This window comes from Enterobacter cloacae complex sp. P18RS (genome assembly GCF_014982105.1).
Classification (GTDB): Bacteria; Pseudomonadota; Gammaproteobacteria; order Enterobacterales; family Enterobacteriaceae; genus Enterobacter; species Enterobacter hormaechei_C.
The window spans coordinates 87,128-95,282 of sequence record NZ_JADCKV010000022.1 but is presented as its reverse complement, the minus strand read 5'-3'; the positions used below and the strand labels follow the sequence as shown (position 1 = coordinate 95,282).

10 protein-coding genes and 1 pseudogene are annotated in these 8,155 nt (G+C 53.9%); 10 read left to right on the top strand and 1 reads right to left on the bottom strand.

The window, feature by feature from the left end; translation table 11 throughout:
- The 10 genes and pseudogenes from INF61_RS17555 to acpS all read left to right on the top strand — a co-directional run.
- A pseudogene (locus INF61_RS17555) lies at nt 1–525 on the top strand (phage tail protein); the annotation flags it as partial.
- A gap of 82 nt (nt 526–607) precedes the next feature.
- Nucleotides 608–847, top strand: coding sequence for a hypothetical protein (locus tag INF61_RS22930; RefSeq protein ID WP_227413507.1), 240 nt, complete (start codon nt 608–610; stop codon nt 845–847).
- Nucleotides 847–1,170 (top strand): hypothetical protein, encoded by a 324-nt coding sequence (locus INF61_RS17545; protein WP_193547955.1) that lies wholly within the window; start codon nt 847–849, stop codon nt 1,168–1,170. Before INF61_RS22930 ends, INF61_RS17545 begins: the two co-directional genes overlap by 1 nt.
- 182 nt (nt 1,171–1,352) lie before the next feature.
- Nucleotides 1,353–3,158, top strand: a complete 1,806-nt coding sequence (lepA, locus tag INF61_RS17540; RefSeq protein ID WP_003860714.1) for a translation elongation factor 4 — start codon at nt 1,353–1,355, stop codon at nt 3,156–3,158.
- Nucleotides 3,159–3,173: 15 nt separating this feature from the next.
- Nucleotides 3,174–4,148 carry a signal peptidase I gene (gene lepB, locus INF61_RS17535; protein WP_006811565.1) on the top strand — a complete coding sequence of 325 codons (975 nt, stop codon included), beginning with the start codon at nt 3,174–3,176 and terminating at the stop codon, nt 4,146–4,148.
- 223 nt (nt 4,149–4,371) lie between these two features.
- Entirely contained in the window at nt 4,372–5,052 is a 681-nt protein-coding gene (gene rnc, locus INF61_RS17530; RefSeq protein WP_003860711.1) for a ribonuclease III, read from the top strand.
- Nucleotides 5,049–5,954, top strand: coding sequence for a GTPase Era (era, locus tag INF61_RS17525; RefSeq protein WP_003860709.1), 906 nt, complete (start codon nt 5,049–5,051; stop codon nt 5,952–5,954). The genes rnc and era overlap by 4 nt, the downstream gene beginning before the upstream one ends.
- Nucleotides 5,955–5,971: 17 nt before the next feature.
- Nucleotides 5,972–6,679, top strand: a complete 708-nt coding sequence (recO, locus tag INF61_RS17520; RefSeq protein WP_193547954.1) for a DNA repair protein RecO — start codon at nt 5,972–5,974, stop codon at nt 6,677–6,679.
- 75 nt (nt 6,680–6,754) lie between these two features.
- The gene (pdxJ, locus tag INF61_RS17515; protein WP_015572143.1) at nt 6,755–7,486 is read left to right on the top strand and encodes a pyridoxine 5'-phosphate synthase; all 732 of its coding nucleotides are present in this window, start codon (nt 6,755–6,757) and stop codon (nt 7,484–7,486) included.
- Complete coding sequence (gene acpS, locus INF61_RS17510) at nt 7,486–7,866, top strand: holo-ACP synthase (protein ID WP_015572144.1); 381 nt, start codon at nt 7,486–7,488, stop codon at nt 7,864–7,866. Before pdxJ ends, acpS begins: the two co-directional genes overlap by 1 nt.
- Here the strand turns inward: acpS and INF61_RS17505 are convergent.
- A complete protein-coding gene (locus tag INF61_RS17505) occupies nt 7,863–8,123 on the bottom strand; it encodes a YfhL family 4Fe-4S dicluster ferredoxin (RefSeq protein ID WP_003860704.1) in 261 nt (86 codons plus the stop codon). The two genes, acpS and INF61_RS17505, sit on opposite strands and share 4 nt — an antisense overlap.
- Nucleotides 8,124–8,155 lie beyond the last annotated feature (32 nt).

Here is an 8,155-nt window from a genome sequence, read left to right as displayed (position 1 = left end):
TGGTATGAAAATTACTCAACAGCCAACACCACTAAAGCCAGTGATGGAACTCTTAAAGCGGCATCGCCGGTGGCACGTATCGTTAAGTCTCAGGAAGAGAGTCAGCGTACTGACGTAGCCGATGATGGTTTCTCCTGGTGCGGCTGTGGAACGGCGAACGCTGAGGCAGAAGGTATTAAGCTTTCCCGGCTCGATGTTGGGGTATATGTTCTCACCGGTTCGGCAGGCCTGGCATCGGAGGGATGGCAACTGCTGCCGCCAATGGATCCTGGCGGCATGGGAGAACTGGGTGTAGTTGAAGCTGAGCAGACAGAAAGCGGTGGGCTGACGATTCGGCTTTTTAAGCGGAAATACATACTCAGCGAAGAAGGCGAAATTGTTAAAACGAAAGGGGCTCCTATAGATGTTCCTGCCAATAGCTGGATCGACGTTCGCCTCGATATGCCAGAGGATAGCATCTGGAAAACAAGAGCTTCCGAAGCTTCTCTTGAACTGACAGAGCAGCCTGGGGACATTCAGCCTTAAAAATTAATAGGCGAACCCAAATTGATCTGCATTCCATTTGAAACTACTGTATATAAACACAGTAATAAAGGGAGTGCAGATTATGCCCCGAATTTCAGATATTCAGGCCGCCTTTGTTGCGGCCATAGAGCTTAACCCAAAGGGCTACCGCTACCTGAGAACAGACAGCTTTATAGAAAAGTTGCGTGGTTTTAACTGGCACTTCACCCGATCCGACGCCAATGCATGGATAGAGCGCAATCAGCCAGGCTTCGCTGACAAGACGACAGACGGTAGTGATAACCGGTACTGGATCCTGAGAAACATGGGGAGAGTTCTCTAATGGGATTTCCTTCACCAGCAACAGACTACATTGAGCGCCGACTAACCCCAGCAATTCTTTGCAATATGGGGGCTGATAGTAGGGTGCTTGAAACGGATGTGGGGTTTGCGGTCATAGAGCCAGCAACGAAAAAGACACCTGGAGATGTGTTGTTAATTTTGTGCGACGGCCACACACAGTTTGCCAAGCTGATGGGACGATCGCTCATAACAGACGACGGCGAAGCGATCGAAGGGTCTGCGCTGGAAGAAGTTGAGGTATTGGGTAGAGTGACGTTCTTCATCAACCGTGCTCTGGGCGTTGATGACTGCCCAACAATTTAATTTTCATTGCTTAACCGTAGGCACTCGTTATCACACGATGAACAGGAGATCGTATGCTGACGATTTGGGCGCTACAGTGTAATATGCATGCCAGTCGTTGATGGGGTAGTTACTGTGGAGTGTCCACCGCTGTGTCCATCAAGAAGATTTAATCCGCATAGCGAGTAAATAAATTCATACATATGAAGAACATAAGAAATTTCTCCATCATTGCTCACATTGACCACGGTAAGTCGACGCTGTCTGACCGTATTATCCAGATTTGCGGTGGCCTGTCTGATCGTGAAATGGCAGCCCAGGTTCTGGACTCCATGGACCTGGAACGCGAACGCGGTATTACCATCAAAGCGCAGAGCGTGACGCTCGACTATAAAGCTTCCGATGGTGAAACCTATCAGCTGAACTTTATCGACACCCCAGGGCACGTTGACTTCTCTTATGAAGTGTCACGCTCGCTGGCGGCCTGCGAAGGCGCGCTGCTGGTGGTGGATGCCGGGCAGGGCGTAGAGGCCCAGACGCTGGCAAACTGCTACACCGCCATGGAAATGGATCTTGAAGTGGTGCCGGTTCTGAATAAAATCGACCTGCCAGCCGCCGATCCTGAGCGCGTAGCGGAAGAGATTGAAGACATCGTCGGTATTGATGCGACCGATGCAGTGCGCTGCTCGGCGAAAACCGGTGTCGGTGTTCCGGACGTACTGGAACGTCTGGTGCGTGATATTCCGCCGCCGGAAGGCGACCCGGATGCGCCGCTACAGGCGCTGATCATCGACTCCTGGTTTGATAACTACCTCGGCGTTGTCTCGCTGGTGCGTATTAAAAACGGCACCATGCGTAAAGGCGACAAAATCAAGGTCATGAGCACCGGCCAGGTCTACAACGCTGACCGTCTGGGCATCTTCACGCCAAAACAGGTTGACCGTACCGAACTGAAATGCGGCGAAGTGGGCTGGCTGGTCTGTGCAATTAAAGACATCCTCGGCGCGCCGGTGGGCGATACCCTGACCGGTGCACGTAACCCGGCAGATAAAGCGCTGCCAGGCTTCAAAAAGGTGAAACCGCAGGTTTATGCGGGTCTGTTCCCGGTCAGCTCTGACGATTACGAAAACTTCCGCGATGCGCTCGGAAAGCTGAGCCTCAACGATGCCTCCCTGTTCTACGAGCCAGAAAGCTCAACGGCGCTGGGCTTTGGCTTCCGCTGTGGCTTCCTCGGTCTGCTGCACATGGAGATCATTCAGGAACGTCTGGAGCGTGAATACGATCTGGATCTGATCACCACCGCCCCGACGGTTGTCTACGAAGTAGAAACCACATCGAAAGAGGTGATCTACGTCGACAGCCCGTCCAAGCTCCCGCCGCTGAATAATATTCAGGAACTGCGCGAGCCAATCGCAGAGTGTCACATGCTGCTGCCGCAGGAGTTCCTCGGTAACGTGATCACCCTGTGTATTGAGAAGCGTGGCGTGCAGACCAACATGGTTTACCACGGTAACCAGGTGGCGCTGACCTATGAAATTCCGATGGCAGAAGTGGTGCTCGACTTCTTCGACCGTCTGAAGTCTACCTCCCGTGGCTATGCGTCGCTGGACTACAACTTCAAACGCTTCCAGGCCTCGAACATGGTTCGTGTGGACGTGCTGATCAACGGTGAGCGTGTGGATGCGCTGGCGCTGATCACCCACAACGATAACGCACCGTACCGTGGTCGTGAGCTGGTTGAGAAGATGAAAGATCTGATCCCGCGTCAGCAGTTTGACATTGCGATTCAGGCGGCCATTGGTAACCACATCATTGCCCGTTCAACCGTGAAGCAGCTGCGTAAAAACGTTCTGGCTAAGTGCTACGGCGGCGACGTCAGCCGTAAGAAAAAGCTGTTGCAGAAGCAGAAAGAAGGTAAGAAGCGTATGAAGCAGGTCGGTAACGTTGAGCTGCCGCAGGAAGCATTCCTTGCCATCCTTCATGTTGGTAAAGACGGTAACGGTAAATAACCTTAAGGAGTTGGCATGGCGAACATGTTTGCCCTGATCCTGGTCATCGCTACCCTGGTGACAGGTCTGTTGTGGTGCCTCGATAAGTTTATCTTCGCCCCAAAACGCCGTGAACGTCAGGCTGCCGCGCAGGCAGCCACGGGCGATGCGCTGGACGCGAAAACCCTGAAAAAAGTCGGCCCAAAACCGGGCTGGCTGGAAACAGGGGCATCGGTATTCCCGGTGCTGGCGATTGTGCTGGTGGTGCGTTCATTTATCTATGAACCGTTCCAGATCCCGTCAGGATCGATGATGCCAACGCTGCTGATCGGTGATTTCATTCTGGTTGAGAAGTTTGCCTATGGCATCAAAGATCCGATCTATCAGAAAACGCTGATCGAAACGGGTCATCCGAAACGTGGCGACATCGTGGTGTTTAAATATCCGGAAGATCCGCGGCTGGATTATATTAAACGCGCGGTAGGTCTGCCGGGCGATAAAGTGACCTACGATCCGGTGGCGAAAGAGGTGACCATTCAGCCAGGCTGTAGCTCTGGCACCGCATGTGAAAATGCGCTGCCAGTCACTTACTCCAACGTTGAGCCAGCTGATTTTGTGCAGACCTTCGCCCGCCGTAACGGCGGTGAAGCGACCAGCGGATTCTTCCAGGTGCCAAAAGGTGAAACCAAAGAGAATGGCATTCGTCTGGTTGAACGCAAAGAGACGCTGGGCGATGTTACTCACCGCATTCTGACCGTGCCCATCGCACAGGATCAGCTGGCAATGTACTACCAGCAGCCAGGCCAACAGCTGGCGACCTGGATTGTGCCGCCGGGACACTACTTCATGATGGGTGACAACCGCGATAACTCTGCGGACAGCCGTTACTGGGGCTTTGTGCCGGAAGCGAATCTGGTCGGTAAAGCAACCGCTATCTGGATGAGTTTTGAGAAGCAGGAAGGCGAGTGGCCGACCGGCGTTCGCCTGAATCGTATTGGCGGAATTCATTAATTTTCGCCAAAAATAACACGTAGCGGCTTTTATTCGCCGCTACGTGAATTATTTCAGCGATAAATCTCTTTGAACTAACGACATCCCCTGTCGTTGTGTATAGAATATTCCCCCGAAGTTTAAGGTTGGCCCTGCAAGGGTGCCACGGCACACGAAACCGCGTTGGTTTTCTCAGGTCGGTTTCGTGTGCTGCATTTTTGACGCATTCATTTATTGGTATCGCATGAACCCCATCGTAATTAATCGGCTTCAACGGAAGCTGGGCTACACTTTTCATCATCAGGAGTTGTTGCAACAGGCATTAACCCATCGCAGTGCCAGCAGCAAACATAATGAGCGTCTCGAGTTTTTAGGCGACTCTATTTTAAGTTTTGTGATTGCAAATGCGCTTTATCATCGTTTTCCGCGCGTGGACGAAGGTGATATGAGCCGCATGCGCGCCACGCTGGTGCGCGGCAATACCCTCGCTGAAATCGCACGCGAATTTGAGCTGGGTGAATGCCTGCGTCTGGGGCCAGGTGAGCTGAAAAGTGGTGGTTTCCGTCGTGAATCCATCCTTGCCGATACGGTCGAGGCATTGATCGGTGGCGTGTTCCTGGACAGCGATATCCAGACCGTAGAAAAGCTGATCCTTAACTGGTATCAGACCCGCCTGGACGAAATCAGCCCGGGCGATAAACAAAAAGATCCTAAAACGCGTCTGCAAGAATATTTGCAGGGTCGTCATCTGCCGCTGCCATCCTATCTGGTGGTGCAGGTGCGTGGCGAAGCCCACGATCAGGAATTTACCATCCATTGCCAGGTCAGTGGCCTGAGTGAACCGGTGGTCGGCACGGGTTCAAGCCGTCGTAAGGCTGAACAGGCTGCCGCCGAACAGGCGTTAAAAATGCTGGAGCTGGAATGAGCATCGACAAAACCTATTGCGGATTTATTGCCATCGTCGGACGTCCGAACGTTGGCAAATCCACCCTGCTGAATAATCTGCTTGGGCAGAAGATTTCTATCACCTCGCGTAAGGCGCAGACCACGCGTCACCGCATTGTCGGTATCCATACTGAAGGCGCGTATCAGGCGATCTACGTCGATACACCGGGCCTGCACATGGAAGAGAAGCGCGCCATCAACCGTCTGATGAACAAGGCGGCGAGCAGCTCCATTGGCGACGTAGAGCTGGTGATTTTCGTTGTGGAAGGCACCCGCTGGACGCCGGACGACGAAATGGTCCTGAACAAGCTGCGCGACGGCAAAACGCCGGTGATCCTCGCAGTCAATAAAGTGGACAACGTGCAGGAAAAAGCCGATCTGCTGCCGCACCTGCAATGGCTGGGCAGCCAGATGAACTTCCTGGACATCGTCCCGCTGTCTGCGGAAACGGGTCTGAACGTTGATACCATCGCGGGTATCGTGCGCAAGCATCTGCCGGAAGCGACTCATCACTTCCCGGAAGACTACATCACCGATCGCTCTCAGCGTTTTATGGCGTCTGAAATCATCCGTGAGAAGCTGATGCGTTTCCTGGGCGCTGAACTGCCGTATTCTGTGACGGTGGAGATCGAGCGTTTCCAGAGCAACGAGCGTGGCGGCTACGATATTAACGGTCTGATCCTCGTTGAGCGTGAAGGGCAGAAGAAGATGGTGATCGGCAATAAAGGCGCCAAGATCAAAACTATCGGAATCGAAGCCCGTAAAGACATGCAGGACATGTTTGAAGCACCGGTTCACCTGGAACTGTGGGTGAAAGTGAAATCTGGCTGGGCCGATGATGAGCGTGCGCTGCGCAGCCTCGGTTACGGCGAAGATCAGTAACCTAAGACGACGAGCATATGGATGGATGGCAGCGCGCCTTTGTCCTGCATAGTCGTCCCTGGAGCGAAACCAGCCTGATGCTGGACGTCTTCACGGAAGAGTCCGGTCGCGTGCGCCTTGTTGCCAAAGGCGCACGTTCCAGACGTTCTAATCTGAAAGGTGCCTTGCAGCCTTTCACCCCGCTGCTGGTCCGCTTTGGCGGGCGAGGGGAAGTCAAAACCCTGCACAGTGCTGAAGCCGTCTCCCTGGCGCTTCCTCTTTCTGGTATCACGCTCTACAGCGGTTTGTATGTTAACGAACTCATCTCACGGGTTCTTGAACATGAGACCCGCTTCTCTGAACTTTTCTTTGATTACCTGCACTGTATTCAGGCACTTGCTGGCGCAACCGGCACCCCTGAGCCTGTGCTGCGTCGTTTCGAACTGGCGCTGCTCGGACACCTTGGTTACGGCGTTGATTTTCTGCACTGTGCGGGAAGCGGAGACGAGGTAGAAGACACCATGACCTATCGCTATCGTGAGGAAAAGGGCTTTATTGCCAGTGTCGTCGTCGATAACAGCACCTTTACCGGGCGCCAGCTCAGAGCACTGTATGAACGCGAGTTCCCGGACGCCGACACTCTGCGTGCGGCAAAACGCTTTACCCGAATTGCGCTCAAGCCGTATCTTGGGGGCAAACCTTTAAAGAGCCGCGAATTATTCAGGCAGTTTATGCCGAAACGCTAATGTTTTACCCCTCACCCCAGCCCTCTCCCGGAGGGGGAGGGAGAAGGTAAATGAACAAAAATACCGAGGATTGTCATGGCTGAATTACTGTTAGGCGTCAACATCGATCACATCGCCACGTTACGTAATGCACGCGGTACCGCGTATCCCGATCCGGTTCAGGCGGCGTTTATCGCTGAGCAGGCTGGCGCCGACGGCATTACCGTTCACCTGCGTGAAGATCGTCGCCACATCACCGACCGGGACGTGCGCATCCTGCGTCAGACGCTGGACACCCGCATGAATCTGGAGATGGCGGTCACCGAAGAGATGCTGGCGATTGCCTGCGAGACCAAACCGCATTTTTGCTGCCTGGTGCCGGAAAAGCGTCAGGAAGTGACCACCGAAGGCGGTCTGGATGTGGCCGGGCAGCTCGACAAAATGCGCGATGCCTGCAAACGCCTGGCGGATGCCGGTATCCTGGTTTCTCTGTTTATCGACGCCGATTTCACCCAGATTAAAGCCGCTGCCGACGTGGGTGCGCCGTATATTGAAATTCACACCGGCTGCTATGCCGATGCCGAAAACGATGCAGCGCAGGCGAAAGAGCTGGAGCGAATCGCCAAAGCGGCAACCTACGCCGCGAGCCTGGGACTGAAGGTTAACGCCGGTCACGGCCTGACCTATCACAACGTAAAAGCCATCGCTGCCCTGCCGGAAATGCACGAGCTGAACATCGGCCACGCCATCATTGGCCGCGCGGTGATGAGCGGTCTTAAAGAAGCGGTTTCCGAGATGAAGCGCCTGATGCTGGAAGCGCGTCAGTAATGGCTATTCTGGGCTTAGGCACCGACATCGTTGAAATAGCCCGCATTGAAGCGGTGATCGCCCGGAGCGGCGATCGCCTCGCAAGACGCGTGCTGAGCGATAACGAATGGGCTATCTGGGAGGCGCATCAACAGCCGGTGCGCTTTCTGGCAAAGCGTTTCGCGGTAAAAGAGGCGGCGGCGAAAGCGTTCGGCACGGGCATTCGTAACGGCCTGGCGTTTAACCAGTTTGAAGTGTTTAACGATGAGCTGGGTAAGCCACGTCTACGTTTATGGGGCGAGGCGCTTAAGCTGGCGGAAAAGCTGGGCGTGGCGCACATGCACGTAACGCTTGCCGATGAACGCCACTACGCCTGTGCGACGGTGATCATCGAGAGTTAAATTTTGTCCGCATGGTGCATCAGGACAAACTTATCCCACAGCTGTTCTTCGTTCTCGACGTGTGCCGGATCTTTTAAGATCGTATTGGGAATGGGGCACACCTTCTGGCAGGTCGGCGTCTCATAGTGGCCGATGCATTCGGTGCAGCGGTCGCTGTTAATCTCATAAATGCTGTCGCCCATCGAAATCGCCTCGTTCGGGCATTCGGGTTCGCACATATCGCAGTTGATGCATTTTTTGGTGATTAACAGCGCCATCAGGAAATTCTCAGAAACATCACAAACAGGGC

Excerpts from the sequence above, each read along its gene's own strand:
- INF61_RS22930 (WP_227413507.1), top strand. The coding sequence starts at position 608 with ATGCCCCGAATTTCAGATATTCAGGCCGCCTTTGTTGCGGCCATAGAG.
- INF61_RS17545 (WP_193547955.1), top strand. The coding sequence starts at position 847 with ATGGGATTTCCTTCACCAGCAACAGACTACATTGAGCGCCGACTAACC.
- lepA (WP_003860714.1), top strand. The coding sequence starts at position 1,353 with ATGAAGAACATAAGAAATTTCTCCATCATTGCTCACATTGACCACGGT.
- lepB (WP_006811565.1), top strand. The coding sequence starts at position 3,174 with ATGGCGAACATGTTTGCCCTGATCCTGGTCATCGCTACCCTGGTGACA.
- rnc (WP_003860711.1), top strand. The coding sequence starts at position 4,372 with ATGAACCCCATCGTAATTAATCGGCTTCAACGGAAGCTGGGCTACACT.
- era (WP_003860709.1), top strand. The coding sequence starts at position 5,049 with ATGAGCATCGACAAAACCTATTGCGGATTTATTGCCATCGTCGGACGT.
- recO (WP_193547954.1), top strand. The coding sequence starts at position 5,972 with ATGGATGGATGGCAGCGCGCCTTTGTCCTGCATAGTCGTCCCTGGAGC.
- pdxJ (WP_015572143.1), top strand. The coding sequence starts at position 6,755 with ATGGCTGAATTACTGTTAGGCGTCAACATCGATCACATCGCCACGTTA.
- acpS (WP_015572144.1), top strand. The coding sequence starts at position 7,486 with ATGGCTATTCTGGGCTTAGGCACCGACATCGTTGAAATAGCCCGCATT.
- INF61_RS17505 (WP_003860704.1), bottom strand. The coding sequence starts at position 8,123 with ATGGCGCTGTTAATCACCAAAAAATGCATCAACTGCGATATGTGCGAA.